Consider the following 20,841-nt stretch of genomic DNA (forward strand, 5'->3'; position numbering starts at 1 on the left):
GCCGTCGGCATGCCCGCCTCTTGCTCCTTGATCATCCCGATAATCTGCGCCTCGGTAAAACGGCTCTTTCGCATTCGTCTGCTCCTTCAAGGTTGGGCAGACTCTACATCATGATGAGGGATTTCGCGGGGGGCAGGTCAAATTGTATCTAGGCCAATTTTAACAACCTCGAAGGGAGCGCTTTCTGAAAATTTATCTAGAACGTCAATATTGAGAGGGTCGAACACCGCAAACGCAACGGACTCTATAGCTTTATCCGTCTCATCTTTGAGATAGCCGTATCTGCTGCTTCCTACCGAGATCACCCAAGAGAGCTTTTGGCCCTCTAAGCTATCAAAGAAGCTATACTCGTCCTCTCCGTCAAACCTCGGCTTCCGGTCGGTTGAAGGTTTTAGGACGAGCTCACCCCTTTCCCTAAGAGAGTCCACAAGGGTAGTTTTCCCGGCGCCTCGGGCGCCAATAATTACGAAAAGCATATCACCTTCCAAAAACCAGTATTGTTTCTTTCTTTATCGAAGTCCACGCGTGTCGTGCCCTTGCCTGGCGTATCGATCGGTCGAATTGAACTTCAAGATTCCAGCCTTTGCTTTCCATCTCAAGAATTATTTTCTCTTCACCTAACTCGCGGCCGCTGTCCTTGTGAGGAAAGACATAGGCTGCGTGCGAGCCAGCGTTGGCATATCCGTCGTGATGTCCCGCAGTTTTCGCTACTTGCTCAGCCCATGTTGAAATATGTGTGGTTTTGGATCGCTTGCGCCTTGCCCCTATTTCCGCGCCCACTAGCGTAGAAATTTCAGTGTCCGCGTACCCCATATAATAGAGGGAAAGCCTCTGAGAGAGAGCGTAATCAATAGCTCCCGCATATGGTGGCGACGTGACCAAAAGATCAAACCCGCCAGGGGGCGTCGGGTTAGATTCCAAATCCCAGTTTGCACGCGTAATTTTGAATTTCGCATCAAAGACACCCGGGCCTACGTACGATAGGTTCTTAAGTCGGTTCTTGACCCTTACAAGCCAATCCCTCAATGAGCGATACACGTCCTTTGGCTTTAGTTCTCTTGGTTTAACATTGTCAGCAATATGACCCCAGCTTTGGTTTTGCGAGCAAAGTTGCCTTAGACATGCGGAGATCATTGTGTGGGCGACAAGGGAAACAGGTCCAGCCCCAAGCTCTTCTTTCAAATAATCCGAGAGGCCGATTATGCGAGAAAGTGTTTCAATGTCATACCAAGGTGTCAGAGCTTCTTCGTTCGGCCTCTGCATGATCGGGATGCAAATATCATTCAACAAACATCCGGAGTAGTGAGAAAGAACAACAGACTCTATCTCGCTGATGTGTGAGGCGCCCAAAGGTACTAGAGAGGATCTTCCGAAATATGCATCAAGTTTATTCTCCAACACTTGAAACATCAGCTCAAAAACTTTGGGGTTAGAAAGTCTCAATACCGTCAACGAAAGGCCTGCGGCCGACGAGAGCAGCGCAATCGGATTGAGATCCATCAAGGTTACATTGCGAGACCGCGAGAGCGCAGAAATTCCTGTAGTTCCGCTACCGCAATACGGGTCAAAAATGTTCTGCCCAGGTTCACTAAGCGCCTCTATCAAAGTCGCCGGTATGCTCGGAATAAATGTGCCTGGATACCAATGCAGCCCTGAAGCAATCCTGTCGTCCCCGCTAGAGAAATCCCAATCAACGTTCTCAAGCTGCCGTCGTATTTGGTCCCTCATTGGAAGAGGTCCAACTGAGATTCGGGTACTAGGGGCTCTCCATAGATATCTTCTATCGGATCGGGGAGTGGAAGGACATGCTCATCACCTGGCAATTCACCAAGAATTTCCTGCAAAAGCACCCGAACACGACGCTTCGCAGCCTTGCTCAACTCCTTTGCGGAGAAAACGCCGATCAGAGTTTCATTAGAGCTCCGACCAATCACTTCACTCTTCATCGTGGCCCTGTTGTAGATGTTAATGGCCCTGTTCGTTTTGGCTCTATCTTTAATGGCATGGAATATGCACGAGCAACCCGCAGCCTCTGCGAGAGCGACTTCGATTTCCCTTTTTCTTTTCAAATTGGAGATACCGTCATAGTTCGCGGTCCCGCTCATTCTAAGAAGCGACACAGGATCATACAGCGCTCCTCTCACCAATCGCGATAGAATTTCTTTCGTCGCCCCTCCTTCTCCAGTCAAGCTTTGGCTAAGGTAAGAAATCAGAGCATCGTCAGTAAGGATCCACCTATCTGAACTCAACTTCCCAAGAGCAACAGCGTCCTCCATAACGCGAGTCAGCATGGCTTTCGCTGAGAACTCAGCCCAATCCCATAGCAAGAGTTTATACAATTTCTCTCGGACGTCTTGCCATCTCATTACGAGTTCGACGCCACTCTTTCCTACGGAGGCGCCTTGCTCTCCTATTTCGATGTCAGAAGCCAGACCTTGTGCGATGCTTCTAGCATCTGATTGGGAAGTTACGCCGACATGGCATGCTAGTCGGACTACGTTGTCAATATTGTCAATATCGATTTCCGCCGAGACCAAGGGGCCAAACGCTCCACGCCCCTTGATTATTTCCACAACGTCATCCCAATTTGAGCCTAGAATCTCCGAAGATTTAAACGGGGCGCCAGAAAATGAAACGCCTTGCGTTAAATCTTGAAGATAACTGCTCCTTTTCCCCGCATTTATGTCTTCGTGATTGAAGTCGCCTTCGATCTTATTGTCATCAAGTATATACTCCATTGAATGCCCAAACGGGCCCGTCTGTAGATCGTGTAGCACTGCAGCAGCACGAAGTACGTCGCGCTTCGCAGCGTGGACTTCGTGGGCATCAGCCCAGACATTGGCCAGGTGATAGACGCCGACGATGTGCTCAAATCTGGATGGCTCGGAAGCGCCGCTTATCAGCAAGGAATTAATGTTGCACATCCTGACATATCGCAGCCTCTGTATTTCAGGAGAGAGCATAAGTGACATGGACTGTTCATCCACTACGACGGGCCCGTAGATGGGATCGAAAAATCTATTCTTCACTTTGCGCATCCTATTTCCCGCGCTGCGAGAATTCCAGAGACAGCCGCTTGCAGAAGACCTCGAGCATGCCCCGCGATGTCTCCGGCAACGTAGAGATTTTCGACGGTCGTTCGATGGGATTTGGGAGTAGCGTACACAGGCCAATGCCAGTCGATCAGTGGAAAATGAACCGCATGCTCTCTACTCAGAGTGATCAAGCCCGATTCCGATAGACTATTTGTAAAAGTGTCTAGCTCGAGCGCGATCTCCTTCCCGAACGCCTCATTTACGTATGGAGCCTTATCCCCAAGACCTCCTCCCGTTATGAAGGGATTGCTTGAAAAGCTCTCAGGAGGGAGCGCCCTAATTTTTTCGATTATTCTTGGAAGCTCATTTACTTTACCCTCCACACGACGCAATATCCCAACGTTGGCGCGAGGGAAATTCTGCTCAGCTACAATACCGCCAGGAATTGTGAAGTTGTAGAACGGATAACGATAAATTTCACCAGGCGCGTTCAAACAAAACGTCCGACACTTCCCCTCCAAGATTTTCGCGTCGGGCCCCAGACTACGAAGCTTGCTTAAGGCCGAGCCATCGAGGAACTCGATGCGAACACCAACGTCAAAGCCTTTGCCATTCTGCTCGAGCGCTCCAAGTTCTCGTGCGAACTCGGCTCCTTGCCGGCCTGCAGCAAGAAGCAGAAACTTGGAACGCAAGACTTCTTGGCCTTCCAGAACGACCTCGAAATGGTTACCATCATTGACCGTGATTGCCCGAGACTTAAAGACCGTGACACGCCGCGCTAGGCGCGCTTCACATCTAGCAACGAGTTCATCTATCTCATGCGGCGTAAGTAGTATGGAGTCATAAGCCCTAAGAGTGAGGGTCTCACTGTTTAGGATGCGATCAGAGGAAGTGGTTCCCGCGCGCTCCGCTAGTCCCAGAATTTCGAATGCTTCGTCAGCTACGAGCGCCAGAGCGTGTTCACTACCAGCGATCGGAATGAGGCCCTGACCGGCAGGTAGTTTTGAGAACTTTGCTCCAGAGAACTTCGCAAAACCTCCGAGTTTGCCTTCGGCTGCGGGGATTGCATGATCCACGAGCGCCACAGAGGCGCCGTTAGCGGCGGCTTCCAAGGCTGCTAGAATACCAGCCATTCCACCACCAATCACCACTATGTCGTATGTCATCGCTCGCGTCTGCCCCAAACCCTTTTGGGACTTTCTGGGGGGGGCGGGCTGGGTAGTCAAGGTTGGACTTTTTTAACTTTACAATCAATACCTTGGCATGCGGGTGGCGACCAGAGGTTCACGCGCGCCATCGTCGCTACGCTCTCCAACACCGATCTGACTTCTGGATGCATGAAGGAAACCTCCATCTCAGGCAGCGTTAAATCTTATCCCGTTTGCCACATGAGCCATTTAGAATGAACCGTGATGAAACGCGTGGTGCAAATCGTGGTACGTTTAATTCTTACTTACATATTTTAATTTTAAAACAACGTGTTATAGTGAGTGTTCGCTATCCTTCGTCTCCGCCACAAACTTGAAAATTATCACTTTTTATCGAGTACATGGGCGATAACCTATCGCTATCATCCCCTAATTTTCCGCCAAATTGTTTCCGCTTGGAGCATTAGTCCTGCTGTAGATCCGGGACGAAAATCTGCTGCAACGGTATCAGAGCGCGAATAGCGGGGCGACAATCTCGCATAGTGTTTGAAGGTCAAGCCCAACGCTTTGGCCTCGAGGTTCACCCGGTATTCTATGTTCTTGAGTTCCAGAAGCGCGATATAGAGGAAGTTGCCGGACCGACAGGCCGGGTCCAGCACTCGAAACGCCTTGAGCCGATCCAGAAACGCTTGGTGCAGCGCCTCGGACTTGTCCAGCGCGCGGGTGGCGGCGGCCTTCTGTGACGTGCTGAGAAGCTTGTCATTGGTTCGCCTTGGGGACATTGTCGATCAGGTCTTCGATCTGGGCTTTCACCTCAGCCCAATCGTTCGGGAGCCGTTCCACAATCACCGGATTGACGATCTGCATGATCTTGTCGCGGTCGGTGTAATGCGCGCCCAACTGGCCACGCTTGGCCGGGTCCAGACCCCGTTCGGACAGGGTGCCAAGGATCGAGGGGGCAATATCGAACCAGTACAGATGTGCGGCGCGAGTGAGGTCGTCCAGATCTTCCCATCCGAGCGGCAACACGTCGTCATTGTCGAACAGTCCACCGTTGAACCAGTCCACCTATTCGAACCCGACAAACACGCCATCCTTCATCGCACCGAACAGCGCCTTGGTATGGGTTGCAAAGCTGGCAGGGGCAGGGCCCGCGGCCCTCATCATCCGTTCGAACATTCTGCTCGGCAGAAGCTCCACATCCTCGGCAAACATGCAGAAAACAAGACGGCTGGCGAAATGCGCAACTTGTTGCGGGTCGTGACCGCATTTCCGTAGGCGCTGGGCAAGATTGGCAACGTCTGCGTCGCTTGTTCTGTGACCAATTGACAGGTATTGGTCGGTTTGAAGAGCCTTGGATTTAGGAAGGCATGTCGCAGCTTGTCGCCATTGGCGGCGTCCTTGAGGTCGTCAAGTGCCAGAGTGTACACCTGCTGCACCGTGCTGGTCCAGTTGGTTTGGGTGCGCAACACATCCATGTCCGACACGATCAGAAGCGGCGAGTTTTCCAGAGCGCTGGCTTATTGCAAGAGCTGGTAACACGCCTTGCCCAGATTTGCGCGCTTGCCATTTTATTTCCCAACTAAACAATACCCCCAAAGTTCTCATAACGCCCGGACCAATGACGCGGTGAACACCAAGCTGGTCATGCACTAACAATCCAATTGAGACACTTGGCTTCGGCTGATCAACTAAACACGTCTCGAAGGGTCGCCCTTACCGGTAAACATCTCTTTAGGAAGAAAGGTAAAACTGAAGAACAGAATGCATACTTTGTGAACCGGAAGCGTTATAAGAATAGCAAGCTCTCAAATAGATCTCCAGTTGTTCGAAATTCTTTGTCGCTCACCTTATCCGGTCATTCTCAAATTTTCATGATCGACACCTGCATTGCCAGGTTTAGAGAAGAATTTCACGGCATTCAGGACATCGCCGACGCCATTTGCAAGCGACTGCGTTGCCGCGCTTGTCTCTTCAGCCATTGCAGCGTTGTTTTGCGTTGCCTGGTCAAGTTCGCCGATAGAAGCATTCATCTCAGAAACGCCGGCCGCCTGTTCGTTTGCGGAGTTGGCGATCTGCGATACGCCCACACTGATTTCCTGGACCATATCATCAATCGTCTTTATGGAAGTTCCGGCCTGACCAACCAGATCTACACCTTTTTGCACCTGGCCTGTAGAAGCAGCAATTAGTTCAGCGATTTCACGAGCTGCCTCTGATGATTTTTGTGCAAGTTCTCGAACCTCGGATGCAACAACTGCAAAACCACGCCCTGCATCCCCAGCGCGAGCGGCCTCAACGCCAGCGTTCAAGGCCAACAGGTTGGTTTGGAATGCAATCGCGTCAATCACACCTGTGATCGATGATATCTTGTTTGAAGATTCAGCAATTTCATTCATCGCATTGACAGCATTGCCAACGACTTGTCCGGAATCCCGCGTCTGGTTCTTCGCTTCATCCGCTTTGTTGCGGGCTTCGGTCGCTGCCTTGGCTGTGTTTCTTACAGACGTCGCAAAAAGGTCAAGTGCAGCAGAAGTTTCTTCAAGCGTCGCAGCCTGTTTCTCCGTGCGCCTTGCCAAATCGTCCGTCGCGCTTGTAATGCCGCCTGTCTCATCAAAAACATCAGTCGTTCGCTGGACGACCACGTTGATGACATCATGAATCTTTTCAATGGCCGAGTTGAACTTCTGCCGGATCATATCCATCTCACCCAGATTTTGCTCAAGCCGCACTGACAGGTCACCTTCCTCCAGACGATCCAATCCGTGACGCATCGTGTCCACTGTCACTTGCAAAAGCGTCGTGTCCATAGCGTATTTGACAACTTTCGAGACCTTGCCGGCCGCGTTGCGTATCGGGTTGTAGCTTGCACGTATGTGAACTGTCTTTCCGCCTTTGCCAATGCGTGTGAAGTTCCCGGCAACCTCATGCCCGTTACGCAGATTTTCCCAAAATTTTGCGTAATCGTCGCTAGCGGCCTGTTCCTTGGGAATGAACATACTGTGATGGCGACCAATGATTTCGGATTTCTCGTATCCCATCGCCTTGCAGAAATTTTCATTGGCCTGAAGGATTTTTCCTTGCGTATCAAATTCAATGACGGCTTGAACCTTGTGAATTGCGTCGATCTGGCTTTTCGCATCGGCGGCCAGATTTTTTGCCTCAGATATGTCAAAAGCGTATTTGACGACCTTGAAGGGAACGCCCTCGGGGTCGATCAGGGTCTCGTAAGTGGCATTCAACCAGATTTCCCGCCCGCTTTTGGCGACGCGCATCACGTCGCCACTCTCTGAAGCGCCGGATTTCAAACGATCCCAAAAGGCAGTGTATTCCGGTTTGGACGCTTCGTTGCCCGGCATGAAGATCCGATGGTGCTTACCCTTTATTTCGTCCAGAGAATATCCTGTGGCGGCCAAGAACAATTCATTTGCATCAAGGATATTGCCGTTAAGGTCAAATTCGATCACGGCCATGGATCGCTTGATCGCGTCGGTTTGACTGCGATTGTCCCGACGCCGCATGTGGACCATGGAAATTTCTCGGCCGACACCAAGTATGTGATCATAATTGCCGTCGGCATCTGCAACCGCAGTGTATGTTGTATCAAACCAGGTTTCCTGGCCAGCCTTGTTCACGCGCGGTTCAGTTCGGTTGACAACTTTTCCGGCGGCGACCTTGCGCCACACTTCAGTCATTTCAGGCGTACCGCGATCTTTCTGGCGCAGCGTTGCGGTGTATGATTTTCCGACAACATCCTCACGCCTATATCCTGTGATTTCGCAATACAGGTCGTTGACCTCAAGCACTGTGCCGTCCATTCCAAATCTAACGATTGCGTGTGAACGGTCTATGGCGGAATGCTCCAAACCTATTAACTTATGCTTTTCTTTGGAATTGTTACCAAGAAAATTGAACATACGGAATCTCCAGAAATCATCGAAGACAATTCACCAAACAGACTTTGATAATGGGTTAAGAAAACCACTGTTCCGCGCACAACCGGCGTGAAACCTGTTTTTTACGCGATCCAAAGGGCGTTTCGCGCCTCATCCAGCGGAGCCTGACCCCAACCAGCCCCTCAACAAGAGAACAAAAGGGGAATATGATAGGGAATCATGTACTGTGAACTGTCTGCCCTATCCAACTTTACCTTTCTCACCGGAGCGTCCCATCCGGAGGAGTACATGGAACGTGCCTGCGAACTGGGTCTTGGGGCTATTGCCATAGCTGACGACAACTCCGTCGCCGGTATCGTAAGAGCGCATACCCAAGCCAAGTCGATCGCCAGACAGGTCAAAGAACGAATGGACTGGAATGATCAACACGGGTTGATCGGCCCCCCGCGGCCAGCAAACTGCCGGCCGCCGGTTTCATTTCCGGTCGCCCATATACCGCGGCTTATTCCGGCAACCCGCTTGGTCTTCAAGGATACGCCGCCTATCACAGTCCTTCCGGAAAACCGGACGGGGTGGCGCAACCTGTGCCGAATTCTTTCTACCGGTCGATTGAGAGCCGAGAAAGGACACTGCGATCTATGGCTCACAGACCTGATCGACTGGCCGGATGGCCTTCAGCTCATCCTCTGGCCACCCGAACGGCATATAAAAGGTGGAGCACGGGTATGGTCTTCGCATATGCCGGACCTGACTCGCCACTTTGCTGGGCGAATGCATCTGATGATGCATCCGCTCTACAACGGCTATGACAGCGAACGCTTTGCATCACTGACAAAGGTTGCACAGGAACTGGGTATCCCGACACTCGCCAGCGCCGCACCCCGAATGCACCACGGTGGACGCTGGCGGCTTGCCGATGTCCTTAGCGCAATTCGCTTGGGATGCCGCGTAGAACAACTGGGCCGCGCGGCCCTGCCAAATGCAGAATGCCGTCTCCGCTCCAAAGCTGAAATGCAGCGGCTTTTCAGGGGCCACCAGGATGCGATCACCCGTGCGGAAAAGCTTGCAGACAGGCTGAGTTTCTCCCTCGACGAACTTCGTTATGAATACCCCAATGAAGGCACCCCGGAGGAAACGCCCGCGCAACGTCTTGAACAGTTTGCACGGAAAGGACTGAAATGGCGTTATCCCTACGGTGCGCCGGATCACGTGCGCGACATGCTGCAGCATGAGCTCGACCTGATCGCCAAGCTGAAATACGAACCGTATTTCCTGACCGTTAACGATATCGTCACATTCGCCCGCTCACGCAATATTCTCTGCCAAGGGCGCGGATCCGCAGCCAATTCGGTTGTCTGCTATTGTCTTGGCATCACCTCGGTCAGCCCCGAAATCGGAACGATGGTCTTTGAACGATTTGTGAGTGAGGCTCGGGACGAACCGCCAGACATCGACGTGGATTTCGAACATGAGCGCCGCGAAGAGGTCATTCAGCACATCTACGAAACCTATGGCCGTCACAAGGCCGGGCTATGCGCGACGGTGATCCATTACCGCGGGAAACGTGCAATCCGTGAGGTCGGACGCGCGATGGGCCTGTCCGAGGATACGATATCGGGTCTGTCTTCACAGCTTTGGGGATTTTTCTCGGCAGATGGGATGGAAGATCGCCGGATGCGTGAAATCGGCCTGAACCCTGATGATCGCCAGCTGCGACTTACAATGGAGCTTGTGCAGGAAATCGTCGGCTTTCCACGACATCTCTCCCAGCATGTAGGAGGTTTCGTAATCACGCAGGACCGGCTGGACGAGCTGGTCCCCATCGAAAATGCAACGATGGATAACCGCACCGTGATTTGCTGGGACAAGGATGACATCGATTCACTGGGCATTCTCAAGATCGACGTGCTCAGCCTTGGCATGCTGACATGTATCCGCAAGGCATTCGACCTCTTGGCGATCCACCATGGAGCCCGGCATACGCTTGCGAATTTGCCGCAAGAAGATGAAAACGTTTACGACATGCTCTGCCGAGCCGACAGTATCGGCGTCTTTCAGGTCGAAAGCCGGGCGCAGATGAATTTTCTGCCCCGTATGCGACCACGCAATTTCTACGATCTGGTGATCGAGGTCGCCATCATTCGTCCCGGTCCGATCCAAGGCGATATGGTGCACCCCTATATTCGTCGGCGAAACGGCGAAGAGCAGATAGCATTCCCCTCTGACGCACTTGGAAAAGTGTTGGGAAAGACGCTGGGTGTACCCTTGTTTCAAGAGCAGGCGATGCAAATTGCCATTGTCGGCGCAGGCTTCACACCCGAGCAGGCCGACCGGTTGCGCCGCTCTCTCGCGACCTTCAAGAAACACGGCAATGTCAGCGAATTCCGCAGTCTCTTTCTGCGCGGCATGAAGCGTAACGGATATGACGATATGTTCGCAGAACGCTGTTTTTCGCAGATCGAGGGCTTCGGCTCATATGGCTTTCCCGAAAGTCACGCGGCCAGCTTTGCTCTCTTGGTCTATGCCAGCGCATGGATCAAGTGCCATCACCCAGGGATCTTCGCCTGTGCGCTGCTGAACTCGCAACCGATGGGCTTTTATGCGCCGGCACAAATTGTGCGGGATGCGCGGGAACATGGCGTCATCGTGCGACCCGTTGATGTGAATGCAAGCTTCTGGGACAACGTGATGGAACCCGACGGTCGTGGCAACCTGGCCCTTCGCTTAGGCTTCCGCCAGATCAAGGGCCTGACCGAAGAAGACGCAACCTGGCTCACGGCGGTTCGAGGCAATGGATACAACCGGGTGGACGATCTCTGGCGGCGCGCAGGAGTGCGCCCCGCGGTTCTGGAACGACTGGCCGAAGCAGATGTCTTTGCCTCTCTCGGTCTAAGCCGCCGCGAAGCGCTCTGGCAGGCCAAGGCAATCACTACCCCTGCTCCCCTTCCCCTGTTCGCTCAGGATATTGGCGGCGAACTGATTGACGAACCCGCTACCCATCTGCCGGAAATGACACTCGGAGAAGAGGTGGTTGAAGATTTCGTAGCCACCCGCCTTAGCCTCAAGGCGCACCCGGTCGCGATGCTGCGCCATATCCTCACACCGGGCGCCGGAGATCCATCGATTATGAAAAAGCCCCTTTCATAGCCAGTCCAGATGTCCGATACCTCTCGATCACGGATCAGTCGTAGGGCCAGAGATCCTGTCCCAATGCCTCGACTGCAAGAACAATCCGCTCGAAACTTTCACCTGCACGCGCCGACATAAGTCGGGCCCGCAGATAACCGTGCACAAGTCCCTCTTCTTCGACGAGATGAACCGGCACACCTGCCGCTTTCAACTTGTCGCGATATTGGGGACCATCGCTGGCGATCGGGTCGCACTCAGCCGTGAAAATGACCGTCCGAGGCAGCTTTGAGAAATCGGTGTCATGCAGGGGGGCATAGGTGGCATCGCCAGCAGGGGCCTCGCCATTCAGCCGGATGTTCTCGTAGAATTCCAGATCTGCCCGAGTTAGCATCGGCGCATTGGCATGCTCAGAATACGAAGGTGCATTCCGGTCTCCACCCAGGCCCGGATAAATCAGCACCTGGCCAAGAATACCTTTCAGCCTATCGCGTGCGTAGTGGGCAACAGCCGCTGCCAGATTCCCGCCGGCACTGTCACCAACCAGAACGAGCCCGTCCTTGTATCGGTTCGCGGCCCATTGCGTCGCAGCCCATGCATCTTCAAAAGCAGCCGGGTGCTTGTGTTCCGGGGCAAGCCGATAATCAACGGCAACCACGCGATAGCCGGTGTTTGCGCAAATCTCGGCGCAAACGTCGTCATGGCTCTCAAGACCGCCGACGACGAATCCACCACCATGAAAAAACATAACCGTACGCCCGGGATCCCCGGCGGTATAGATGCGAACCGGCACACCATCCGCAAGTTTATCGACAGCTGACACGCCTTCGGGATATTCCTGATGGAACTCTCTGCACATCGCATCATAAACGCGACGCTGACCCTCGATATCCAGATCGACGGCGTCATCCGGATAGGATTCAGCCGTCTTCCGGATAAATGCCCATGTCTGGGCATCGATAAGGGTGTCGTAGTCAACCATCAGGTTCTCCTCAAGCGGCCCATTCCCATGGCCGCGTGTATTGGCCAAGGACATGAGCAACATCGTCCTCTTTGGCGCCATTCGCTGTGACTTGCGCCACGAGTCCGCGCTTCTTGTCATCTATGACAAACGTGACCCGCGCCGGCACCTGCGCCTCTTCCAGCGAGCCATTGTAGATACGCATGATCGCCTGCTTGCGAAGCTCGGGTTTAAACACTTTACCCACGGCGGTTTTCGGCAATTCAGACATGATCGTCAAATGCTTTGGCTGGGCCGCCCGTTCATGAACATGCGTTTTGCAATGCTCCATCAACTCGGCTTCCGTTACCGAAGCTCCCCCAACCAACTCTACGTAGGCGCAAGGAATTTCCCCTGCTTTTGCATCCGGTTGACCGATCGCACCGGCAAAAGCAACTGCGGGATGGCGCAACAGCGCCTCCTCGATCTCGGCCGGGTCAATGTTATGACCGCCCCTGATAATCAGGTCCTTGGCGCGCCCGGTAATCCATAGATATCCGTCCGAGTCGAGCCTACCTAGATCTCCCGTTCTGAGGTACTTGTCGAAATGATAAAGATCCTTGTTTTTTGGCTCTTCCGTATAGGTATGACCCGCAAATACGCCCGGGTTGGAAATGCAAATCTCGCCTACTTCGTCCATACCGCATTCAACGGGCTTCCCGTCGGCGACCTTGACGATCTTGATGTCTGTATAGGGGAAAGGCACCCCGACACTGCCAACCTTCTTTTCGCCATCAACCGGGTTACAAGAGACCAGACAGGTCGCCTCGGTTAAACCATAGCCTTCAACGATGTTGATGCCAGTCGCGTTCGTGAACCGGGTAAATAACTCCAGAGGCATCGGAGCCGACCCGGAAAATGCGTTCTTCACCGTAGAGATATCGGCATCCACCTTACGCTGCATAAGGGCCGAAACCGCGGTTGGCACCGTAATTACAAAGGTTGTCTTCCAGCGCTCACAGAGTTTCCAGAAGTTATCGAATACCCCGTCGCCCCTGTACCCGGCCGGGGTTGGGAAAACCACATGCGCACCTGATTTTAGAACGGCCATAAGGATGACATGGCAGGCGAAGACATGGAAAAGAGGCAGCGGGCACATAACACTGTCCTCTTCAGTGTAGAGCAGTTCGTGACCGATCCAGCCTTGATAGACGATGCCGGAATACTTGTGCTGCGCGACCTTGGGCATGCCGGTCGTCCCACCCGTATGGAAGTAGGCTGCGATGCGGTCTTCCTTCTCGTCGGTGAAATCAAGAGACTTGGACTGGCTCGCACAGGCCTTGTTGAAATCCAGGATGTCGGCATGGTGCTTCCCGGAAATTTTGCCACGGACCAAGGGAACGATCCAACTTTTTGGTGGTGTCAGGTATCGATTCAGGTCCACTTCAAGAATGGTATGAACATCCGGTGCATGCCGCACGGCCTCATGCGCCTTTTGCGCGATATCCGTCTTGGGAAACGCCTTTAGCGTCACGACAACTTTTGCGCCGGTTTCGCGCAGGATTGCAGCAATCTGCTCAGGTTCGAGCAAGGGGTTGATAGGGTTGACGATCCCAGCAACTGTTCCGGCAATCGTAGCAACAACGGTCTCCGTCGTGTTCGGCAGGATCAGTGCAACCACGTCTTCCTTACCGATACGAAGTGACCGGAACAGATTAGCTGCCTGAGACACCCGAGCATGCAGCTCACTCCAAGTAAGAGTCTCTGCCTTGTCATCCGGTCCCGACAACAGCTGGTATGAAACAGCCGGACGGTCCGGGAACTTTTCAGATGTGATACTCAGCATCTCGTAGACCGTGGCAGGCACCTCCCGCGCTTCCCACGGCATTTCGTTCTGTAATCTTTTGCTGTCTTCGAGACTCGCAAAACTCATCTGATTTCCTCCCTGAAGATGCCTAGCGGCATCTTTTCTCTCGAAAGGAAAGATGAAAGTATTTTCATTTATGTGCAAGGCGACATGAATATGACGCCACGCAAGGTTATTCTGCAGCTAGCCCGTCGGTGAACTGCAGCCTCGCGAGACGCGCATACAGCCCGTTTTCCGCAACGAGTTGCTCGTGCGTGCCGGATGAAACGATCCTTCCATCTTCCATCACGATAATCCGGTCGGCTTTTTTCACCGTCGCCAGACGATGCGCAACAATCAATGTCGTTCGATCTTTTGAAAGCTCGTCCACCGCGCGCTGTACAGCGCGCTCACTTTCTGCATCCAAAGCGCTCGTGGCTTCATCAAGCAAAAGCACGGGGGCATCGCGCAAAATCGCCCGCGCGATGGCGATACGTTGCTTTTGCCCACCCGAAAGCATCACACCGCGCTCTCCAAGGTAGGCGTCGTATCCACCCGGCAAGGCCACAATAAAATCATGCGCCGCTGCTGCCCTTGCGGCCGCTTCCACCTCTGCATCCGACGCATCCGGCCGTCCGAACCTAATGTTTTCAAGCGCAGATGCGGCAAAGATCACCGAGTCCTGCGGAACCATGGCTATGAACTTACGGAAATCGGCCCGATTCACATCGCGAAGGTCGGTTCCGTCGAGACGAATGCAGCCGGACTGCGGATCATAGTACCTGAGGATCATCTGGATCACGGTTGTCTTTCCAGCTCCGGATGGCCCGACGAATGCCACGGTTTCTCCCGGCTTTATCTTAAGTGAAACACCATCCAACGCACTGATATCGCTTCGCGACGGATATGAGAATCGAACGTTTTCGAATTCAATCGCGCCCTTCACCGGTTGCGGAAGGCCTGTGGGTTCTGCAGGATCGACCACCGTGTCTTGGCTATTCAGCAGCTCGATCAATCTTTCGGTCGCCCCTGCCGCGCGTTGCAATTCTCCCCAGATTTCACTTAGAGCCGCGACGGAGCCAGCAACCATGACCGAATAGATGACGAACTGAATCAACATACCTTCAGTCATCGTACCGGCACGAACATCATTCGCACCGATCCAGAGCACACCGACAATGCCGGTGAAAATCAGGAATATCACGATAACCGTCATGACGGCACGGGTCCTGATCCGGCGCAGGGAGACGAGATAAGAGGTTTCAGTCATTTCCGAAAACTGTGACTTGCTGGCAGCTTCATGCGTAAAAGCCTGAACCGTTTGAACGGCCCCAAGGGTTTCAGAGGCGTTGCCCGACGAAGCCGCGATCCAGTCCTGGTTTTCCCGGCTTATCTTACGCAGTCGCCGACCGAGCGTCATGATCGGTACGATAACCGCAGGTACAAGCAACAAAACCAATCCTGAAAGCTTGGGCGATGTCAGAAGCATAAGCACGAGACCACCGGCAAAGATCAGCATGTTGCGAAGCGCGATCGAGGCAGAAGATCCCAGCACGGACTGGATCAGGGTCGTGTCCGTGGTGATGCGGCTAAGCACTTCGCCGGTCATGATTTTTTCGAAGAAGGCGGGACTCATTCCGATGACACGGTCGAACACTGCCTTGCGGATATCTGCCACAACGCGTTCACCGAGACGGGTCACCAGAGCATAGCGAAGCCCGGTCCCGACAGCCAACAACGCCGCGATGGCAAGAGCCGCCAGAAAATATTTATCAAGAAGTTCGCCATTCTGGACACGGAAATTGTCAATGACGCGGCGAACCGCCAAGGGCAGCGTCAGCGAAATGACGGCGGTGAACACCAACGCAAAACCAGCAGCCGCCACCAGCCCGGTATACGGGCGCACAAATGGCCACAATGCCTCAAGGCCCGCTACATTCTTCGATTTTGCACGCTCCTCGGTGCCGGTGGCATTTGGAATCGCGTTCGCTGAAGCTTGCGTCTTGGCCATAATTTTCCTGTCGTGCTTTCCGGTACTCAATGAGCAGCCTTCGTACCATGGCTGTCATGAAGGCCCATGATCGCGCGGTCAAGGCGACAGTCTGTCAACGCGGCAAGCGACGCGGCTGCAACTGGACCTCTACAGTCGGACCGTACCAATTGCTCATAAGATTGGACCGACCACCCATTCTCATATAGCTTCTGCAAGTAAGGCCTTATTGAACTGACCTGTTCCAAGACGTTGACTAGTCTCTTTTGACCAACTTCATTTCTTGATGTCAGGACGAACCAATGCTCATTGACGGTCCGACGTATAACAACGCCCGTGGGGAAGCGAGCTCGCTCCAAATGGCCCCACCCTTTGCATTCAGCGATGTCACGATGACGGTTTTTCCGCTGCAGGCCAACCTCGCCAGATTAAGCCAGTTCGTTGACAACTACCTCAACCAAGCACCCGAGATCGTAAAATTCCGACCGGTTCTGCCTTTTGTTTATCTGATCATTCTGGACTACGGGAAAATGTCGGCGGCCGCGGCCCGGACGGGCTGGGTATCCCAGCGCGAAGTGGCCTTTGGCGTGCCGCTCGCCTGGATGAAACCTGAATCGGGCGGACAGGAATTCACCTTCCACGATTGGGCTTTCACCACGCCCTTCATTTTCGTGGACAACGAGTTGTCGCTTAGTACCGGTCGCGAAGTCTATGGCTGGCCGAAGCTCCTGGCGAGGCTCGATCCCTCGGTCGACAGATGGTTGACCGATCCACATGGCGCGAGGCAGGTCTTTGAAATACGATCCCAATCGGCCGCCGACCGGATGGGCGATGACCTGAAAGCTCCGTTTCTGAGCGTGACGCATACGCCGATGTCAGGACTGACCGACATCCCAACCAACCTGTCCTCTGTCACAGACGCACTCTTGAACTGGCCCAATAACCTGGCCGGTATGACAAGAATGGCGCGTGACTCTCTGACAGCATTCGCTGAAATGCGCGCGTCGCGGCGTCCAGCGCGGGATGCGACTCCTTCTACAGAAGGAAACTCCAATACCGGTTTAGACAACCTGATAAAAACCGGATCGTCCATGTTGAACGATCCCCTCGCCGCATTTCAATCGCTTAGAGAGGCATTCCCAAAGCTTTATTCCAATACGATCAATCTCAAACAATTCCGCGACGCGGAAGATGCAGAGATGACATGCTATCAGGCAATTACAGCTGCCAAAATGCCCATTCACCGCATTGGGAGCGGAGGCGTTCTTGGAAGCGAAAACCTTTTCGCTGGCCAGTTCAGCGGCGGCTACCAGATCCACATGGTCAACACCACAACGGTTCCGGTCCTGCAAACACTTGGCCTTCAGGCGATTTCAACCCGCGACGTCCAAAGCGGAACGATTTCTACCCTTAGTCCAGTCATGCCATTCTGGATCAAGATCGACATGCTTTACGGCAAAGGCCAAACCCTAGCCTGGCGCTCCCGACATGGGGATTGGAAAACAACGAGAGGCATTCAGGGCGTTGCAAAAGAAGCGAGTTTTCAACCGACACGTTTGGTGACACCACCAGAGACGGGTCAGAGCACAAAGCCCCTCCTCTCCAAGACACCTGAGATGCGCCAGATTGGCAGAACCAATCCTTTCAACACAACACGCGGCGCAAGCGAAGCGATAGGTGGCACTCTGCGTATGCCGTGTGCCAAGATCCGTGTGCTGCCCATTCTCGCGAATGAAGAGGTTCTACAGAAATTCGTAGAGGATTACATAAATGTGCCGGATCAAATGCGCGTGGAGGCCTGGGGCCGATATGTCTATTTGATCATCGCAAATTACCAACAAATCTCGGCCGATTTGAATCCTTCGGCGACGACATCCGGCAACGAAGTCACTTTCTCGGTCCCTGTCAAATATTACGACGCCACGCCCGGAAAAGACGATGCGCTGGAGAATGTCATGCCGACCTTCCTGCTCGCTTCCAAGATGGGGCCTCAACATCTCGCACAGGAGGAAAGACAGGAAAAATGGCGCAAGGGCGCCAATAGGCTGATAGGAACGGGTTTGATATCGCCTTTCAGTTATGTCGACGATATTCGTCTGGCTGTCGCGGAAAGCGAAGTCTTCGGCGTACCGACGCTTCGTTCAAGCATTTCAACGCCGCCCTCAGGTTGGACCGCCAAAGGCCCGGACCGCGGCATCCTAGCGGAAGTCAAAGCAATCATGGTGCCTTCGCTGGGCACCGACGCGCAGGGACTGCAACATTCACTTGTTCAAGTGCGTGACAGTCCGCTTCTGCCGGAATGGGATGTCGACGGCTGGCGCAACATTGCAGGCAGTTGGGGACCGCTCGTCCAAGACGATCTGGCCCGTAAGTTCGACGAAACTGGTGTCAGTCCTCGTGCAGAGGGCGCTGATCCGACTGCAGGTGATCACTTGCCTTTCGAGGGCGCAAGAAGTCTGGCACTAAACATACTCGGCGGCGAACGCGGCATAAATACCCTGTCGCTGAAGCAGTTCAGGGATGCAGGCTATCCCGACAAGGCATGTTATCAGGGTATCGTTCGTGAAACCACGCGTATTGATCGGCTCTACGACCTCAGCGAAATCGAACGCAGCCTGTCAGTATCCATCGCGCGGTTTCCTACCCAACCGGTAGGCAAAATCCTCGGATTGATACCTAAGCGCACGGTCGCAACTGACCATGGAATGATCGACGAGTTTGAACCGCTTCGACCGTTCGAGATCAATGCCGATCTGGTCCGCGAAGGCGGCTGCACCCTGTTCGAGCGTGTAGGAGACGAACCGTGGACGTCCGTATCCGTCCCGGAAGGCCTGTTTGGATGGAACACAGAAAATCCGGCCGAGCTCGATCGCCTGTCGAAATCGAAACCGGCGATTGCATTCTCATATGTTTGTTCCGAACGGAACGGTGACACGCAAATCGTCCATGCGCCCCGACGTCTGACCGAGGAAAGCATGGCAGCCTTCCGATCCGACGTCGAGGAGTCCGGCCTCGTTGCGATCAAGACCCTGAACCGCGCGCGGCCAATTGATACGCTTTGTGTCGCGGACGTGGTCGACGGTATGGATAACGGCCAAATTCCAGACATTTCTACATTGGTAAGGACGCTGAAATCTCAAAACGGCGACGTGTCAGGCAGCTTGCCGTTACTCAAGTTGGCTGGCGCATTGGAACTGGTAAGCCCGGCAACAATCATCGATTCACTTCTAAACCGACATTGGGGCAAAGCTGATAGACCGCATCCCGAAATCTGGATCCCGCGTTCAGACTTCCGGATACGCGCAGAGTCCTTCGGCCCATCAATTTCCCAGCAACTCTTTCCCGGATTGGAAACCCAGGATGGATTCTGGCCTCCTTCCGACGCACATGAATTGCAGACAATCCGACTCCGTGTGGGCCATATTATGCTGCTCAGGTTCGAGTTCTGGTCAGTCATCAACCTGTTCTGCGGCTCAGATGATGAAAGCTCCGAAACTGCTCAGGGTTTCGCGCGCTATGGCGATTATTTGAAGGAATGCGCTGAAGACAAAATGCCCGAGTGGTTTAAACCAGTCGCCGAAGGCGTCGTACCGGAACTCGTTCCGATGAAAGGTCATGTTGGCGAATATTGGGATCTCGACATGTTGACCGACCTTAAGGAAAGTCTCCTATCTTTCTTCGATGAACTGGAAAAACAGGACATGTTCGATGACGATTTTCGCGTTTGGAAAACCGCGTGGCTCCGCACTGTAGAACGCCTGAAGCACGACTATAATCCGCACATCGGCCACAATGAGTGGCCAACCGGCCTGACCGCAGTAGAACTTCTTGGAGAACGGCTGACAGGCCTTTCGCTGGATACCGAAGATCATATCTCAGGTTAGGTCGCGGCCACGATACCAGTCGATCTCGTCTCTTATCGTGGCTTCCAGGGGTCTCAGGTCGACACCCAAAGCCCGCTGGCAGGTGCTTTGTTCAACAGCACGACTCGCCAGTGTCAAAAGAACGGGAAGGCTGGGAAAGCGAGTTTCACGGCCCAATACGGACATCCCGTTTTCCAGTGCGTATAACACCATCGCTCCCATTGCCAAACCTCGCCATCGTGGAGGAGATTCCACCTGTCCCAGATTGGCAATCATTTGGGTCAAATCATGTACAGAAATGTTATGGCCGCTCAACCAAACCGGCATACCGAATATGCCAGCGTCGAGCGTGCGCAAGGTCGCCTCGGCCGCATCGCGAACGTCCATTACGTTTATGATATCCGGAAAGCTCGCCGGCATTTTCCCATACAGCACAGAGGCGACAAAGCAGTGCTCGACGATCCGCAGGTTACCAGGCCCCAAAAGTGAAGTCGGATTGACGATTATCATCGGATCGCCTCGCTTGGCGGCTTTTTTTGCGAGTCTCTCAAGCTCGAGTTTCATTCTGAAGTAAGGATGAATAGCGGAGATAAACCGAAGCCGCCGGTCGTCATTTTCGGACATCAAGTATCGCGTCAAAAACGATCCGATGTATACGACAACCGATCCACTGGCTCGGGCTGCGAAAATCAAGCTCTCCATTCGGTCCTTGGCAGCTGCCAGCCTTTGCGAATGGCTCTGCCTCGCGTCATGCAGGTCCAGAGCATAGGGCGCAGCGGCATCTATTATCAATTCATGCCCCCGAAAGAGGTGCCGCATCGCGCCGGATTCGCAATCGTTGCAAATTACCCGTTCGACCGAGAGGTTCTGCAATCCGGCACGTCTGCCACCGGTCCGTGTGACAGCAGAAACAACCCAACCACGCTCAAGCAAACCTGCACATAATGCCGCCCCGAAATGACCGCCCCCGCCCAGAACAACTGCGCGCCGCATCCGT

The 20,841-nt window shown here is 53.6% G+C and carries 15 protein-coding genes and 1 pseudogene; 2 read left to right on the forward strand and 14 right to left on the reverse strand.

What is annotated here, in order from left to right:
• Positions 1–137: 137 nt before the first annotated feature.
• The 10 genes and pseudogenes from ACU0FH_RS08850 to ACU0FH_RS08895 form a co-directional block, all read right to left on the reverse strand.
• On the reverse strand, positions 138–476 hold the full coding sequence (locus tag ACU0FH_RS08850; protein ID WP_446194274.1) for a hypothetical protein: 339 nt from the start codon (positions 474–476) through the stop codon (positions 138–140).
• Position 477: 1 nt separating this feature from the next.
• Entirely contained in the window at positions 478–1,500 is a 1,023-nt protein-coding gene (locus ACU0FH_RS08855; protein WP_446194590.1) for a hypothetical protein, read from the reverse strand.
• Positions 1,501–1,728: pseudogene (locus tag ACU0FH_RS08860) on the reverse strand (DNA methyltransferase); the annotation flags it as partial.
• Positions 1,725–3,029 carry an HD domain-containing protein gene (locus ACU0FH_RS08865; RefSeq protein WP_446194275.1) on the reverse strand — a complete coding sequence of 435 codons (1,305 nt, stop codon included), beginning with the start codon at positions 3,027–3,029 and terminating at the stop codon, positions 1,725–1,727. The pseudogene ACU0FH_RS08860 and the gene ACU0FH_RS08865, both read right to left, overlap by 4 nt.
• On the reverse strand, positions 3,026–4,201 hold the full coding sequence (locus tag ACU0FH_RS08870) for an FAD-dependent oxidoreductase (RefSeq protein WP_446194276.1): 1,176 nt from the start codon (positions 4,199–4,201) through the stop codon (positions 3,026–3,028). The genes ACU0FH_RS08865 and ACU0FH_RS08870 overlap by 4 nt, the downstream gene beginning before the upstream one ends.
• A 404-nt stretch (positions 4,202–4,605) precedes the next feature.
• Positions 4,606–4,965 carry a DNA methyltransferase gene (locus ACU0FH_RS08875; protein WP_446194277.1) on the reverse strand — a complete coding sequence of 120 codons (360 nt, stop codon included), beginning with the start codon at positions 4,963–4,965 and terminating at the stop codon, positions 4,606–4,608.
• Positions 4,943–5,251, reverse strand: a complete 309-nt coding sequence (locus tag ACU0FH_RS08880; RefSeq protein ID WP_446194278.1) for a hypothetical protein — start codon at positions 5,249–5,251, stop codon at positions 4,943–4,945. Before ACU0FH_RS08880 ends, ACU0FH_RS08875 begins: the two co-directional genes overlap by 23 nt.
• Positions 5,252–5,398, reverse strand: a complete 147-nt coding sequence (locus ACU0FH_RS08885) for a hypothetical protein (RefSeq protein WP_446194279.1) — start codon at positions 5,396–5,398, stop codon at positions 5,252–5,254.
• The gene (locus ACU0FH_RS08890) at positions 5,347–5,661 is read right to left on the reverse strand and encodes a hypothetical protein (RefSeq protein WP_446194591.1); all 315 of its coding nucleotides are present in this window, start codon (positions 5,659–5,661) and stop codon (positions 5,347–5,349) included. The genes ACU0FH_RS08885 and ACU0FH_RS08890 overlap by 52 nt, the downstream gene beginning before the upstream one ends.
• 372 nt (positions 5,662–6,033) lie before the next feature.
• The gene (locus tag ACU0FH_RS08895; RefSeq protein ID WP_446194280.1) at positions 6,034–8,100 is read right to left on the reverse strand and encodes a methyl-accepting chemotaxis protein; all 2,067 of its coding nucleotides are present in this window, start codon (positions 8,098–8,100) and stop codon (positions 6,034–6,036) included.
• Between the two features lie 198 nt (positions 8,101–8,298).
• Here ACU0FH_RS08895 and ACU0FH_RS08900 point away from each other — a divergent pair, with 198 nt between their 5' ends.
• The gene (locus tag ACU0FH_RS08900) at positions 8,299–11,226 is read left to right on the forward strand and encodes an error-prone DNA polymerase (RefSeq protein ID WP_446194281.1); all 2,928 of its coding nucleotides are present in this window, start codon (positions 8,299–8,301) and stop codon (positions 11,224–11,226) included.
• A 34-nt stretch (positions 11,227–11,260) separates the two neighbouring features.
• Here the strand turns inward: ACU0FH_RS08900 and ACU0FH_RS08905 are convergent, their stop codons facing one another.
• The 3 genes from ACU0FH_RS08905 to ACU0FH_RS08915 all read right to left on the reverse strand — a co-directional run bounded on the left by ACU0FH_RS08905 (position 11,261) and on the right by ACU0FH_RS08915 (position 16,002).
• Positions 11,261–12,187, reverse strand: a complete 927-nt coding sequence (locus ACU0FH_RS08905) for an alpha/beta hydrolase (RefSeq protein WP_446194282.1) — start codon at positions 12,185–12,187, stop codon at positions 11,261–11,263.
• Positions 12,188–12,197: 10 nt separating this feature from the next.
• Positions 12,198–14,078, reverse strand: a complete 1,881-nt coding sequence (locus tag ACU0FH_RS08910) for an acyl-CoA synthetase (RefSeq protein ID WP_446194283.1) — start codon at positions 14,076–14,078, stop codon at positions 12,198–12,200.
• A gap of 106 nt (positions 14,079–14,184) precedes the next feature.
• Positions 14,185–16,002, reverse strand: coding sequence for an ABC transporter transmembrane domain-containing protein (locus ACU0FH_RS08915; protein ID WP_446194284.1), 1,818 nt, complete (start codon positions 16,000–16,002; stop codon positions 14,185–14,187).
• A 281-nt stretch (positions 16,003–16,283) separates the two neighbouring features.
• Here ACU0FH_RS08915 and ACU0FH_RS08920 point away from each other — a divergent pair, with 281 nt between their 5' ends.
• The gene (locus ACU0FH_RS08920) at positions 16,284–19,865 is read left to right on the forward strand and encodes a hypothetical protein (protein ID WP_446194285.1); all 3,582 of its coding nucleotides are present in this window, start codon (positions 16,284–16,286) and stop codon (positions 19,863–19,865) included.
• On the opposite strand, the gene ACU0FH_RS08925 is transcribed toward ACU0FH_RS08920, so the two are convergent.
• Positions 19,857–20,837 (reverse strand): NAD-dependent epimerase/dehydratase family protein, encoded by a 981-nt coding sequence (locus ACU0FH_RS08925; RefSeq protein ID WP_446194286.1) that lies wholly within the window; start codon positions 20,835–20,837, stop codon positions 19,857–19,859. The two genes, ACU0FH_RS08920 and ACU0FH_RS08925, sit on opposite strands and share 9 nt — an antisense overlap.
• Positions 20,838–20,841 lie beyond the last annotated feature (4 nt).

The sequence above is a fragment of the Heliomarina sp. genome (assembly GCF_052826185.1).

Bases quoted from the DNA above. Each gene is read 5' to 3' on its own strand.
- ACU0FH_RS08915 (WP_446194284.1), bottom strand. From the start codon at position 16,002: ATGGCCAAGACGCAAGCTTCAGCGAACGCGATTCCAAATGCCACCGGC.
- ACU0FH_RS08855 (WP_446194590.1), bottom strand. From the start codon at position 1,500: ATGGATCTCAATCCGATTGCGCTGCTCTCGTCGGCCGCAGGCCTTTCG.
- ACU0FH_RS08895 (WP_446194280.1), bottom strand. From the start codon at position 8,100: ATGTTCAATTTTCTTGGTAACAATTCCAAAGAAAAGCATAAGTTAATA.
- ACU0FH_RS08870 (WP_446194276.1), bottom strand. From the start codon at position 4,201: ATGACATACGACATAGTGGTGATTGGTGGTGGAATGGCTGGTATTCTA.
- ACU0FH_RS08885 (WP_446194279.1), bottom strand. From the start codon at position 5,398: ATGTTTGCCGAGGATGTGGAGCTTCTGCCGAGCAGAATGTTCGAACGG.
- ACU0FH_RS08875 (WP_446194277.1), bottom strand. From the start codon at position 4,965: ATGTCCCCAAGGCGAACCAATGACAAGCTTCTCAGCACGTCACAGAAG.
- ACU0FH_RS08850 (WP_446194274.1), bottom strand. From the start codon at position 476: ATGCTTTTCGTAATTATTGGCGCCCGAGGCGCCGGGAAAACTACCCTT.
- ACU0FH_RS08925 (WP_446194286.1), bottom strand. From the start codon at position 20,837: ATGCGGCGCGCAGTTGTTCTGGGCGGGGGCGGTCATTTCGGGGCGGCA.
- ACU0FH_RS08905 (WP_446194282.1), bottom strand. From the start codon at position 12,187: ATGGTTGACTACGACACCCTTATCGATGCCCAGACATGGGCATTTATC.
- ACU0FH_RS08920 (WP_446194285.1), top strand. From the start codon at position 16,284: ATGCTCATTGACGGTCCGACGTATAACAACGCCCGTGGGGAAGCGAGC.
- ACU0FH_RS08890 (WP_446194591.1), bottom strand. From the start codon at position 5,661: ATGGATGTGTTGCGCACCCAAACCAACTGGACCAGCACGGTGCAGCAG.
- ACU0FH_RS08910 (WP_446194283.1), bottom strand. From the start codon at position 14,078: ATGAGTTTTGCGAGTCTCGAAGACAGCAAAAGATTACAGAACGAAATG.
- ACU0FH_RS08900 (WP_446194281.1), top strand. From the start codon at position 8,299: ATGTACTGTGAACTGTCTGCCCTATCCAACTTTACCTTTCTCACCGGA.